Here is a 699-nt window from a genome sequence, read left to right on the forward strand (position 1 = left end):
ATCCGCACCTCGCCGAGCCCGGCGGAGTCCAGGCCGCGGTCCGGGTCGGAGACGGCCTCCTTGTCGGGGACGTCGACGGCGACGACCACCCGGCGGCGGGCGGCGGCCGGGTCCGCGGCGAGGAGGCGGAGGGACGCGGCGGCGGCCCGGTTGAGGGCCGCGTACTCCAGCTCCTCGATGTCGTCGGAGACGTACCACTCGCGCAGCCCGGGGGTCACCGCGTAGGCCGTGAGCGGCCCGGGGCCCAGCTCGCCCGTCTTGTGCGCCTCCGCGAGACCGGGGAGGGTCGAGGGGACATAGACGCGCATGGGCTGACCGCTTTCCTAGTCGGGTGAGCGCTCAAGGATACGTGCGGGAATCCCTCGTGGGGGTGACGCGTACGAGGTCCCCCGGCGTCCACCCGGGAACCGTCCTCCCTGCCACCACTGGGGCCGTACGGACCGCCCGTCACCCGGATAGGTGACATCACGGCCCCGCGGCACGCCCACGGACGGCTCTTGCCACGGTCTCCCCGGGCCCGTAGAAGATCCCCATCACAAGTTACCGCCCGGTATTCGAACCGGGCGGGCAGAACGGGGGCGATCTGCGTGACCACGACACGAACCACAACGGCGACCGGCACGGCGGGCACGGACGGGGGCGCGGGTACGGCGAGCGCGGGCCGGGGCACGGGCACGGCGGGCACGGCGGTCGGGACCG

Annotated in this window: 1 pseudogene; it reads right to left on the reverse strand. The window is 74.2% G+C overall.

The window, feature by feature from the left end:
* Positions 1 to 308 (reverse strand): annotated as a pseudogene (locus tag GT042_RS01255) (hypothetical protein); the annotation flags it as partial.
* Positions 309 to 699 lie beyond the last annotated feature (391 nt).

The sequence above is a fragment of the Streptomyces sp. SID3212 genome (genome assembly GCF_009865405.1).
Lineage (GTDB): Bacteria > Actinomycetota > Actinomycetes > Streptomycetales > Streptomycetaceae > Streptomyces.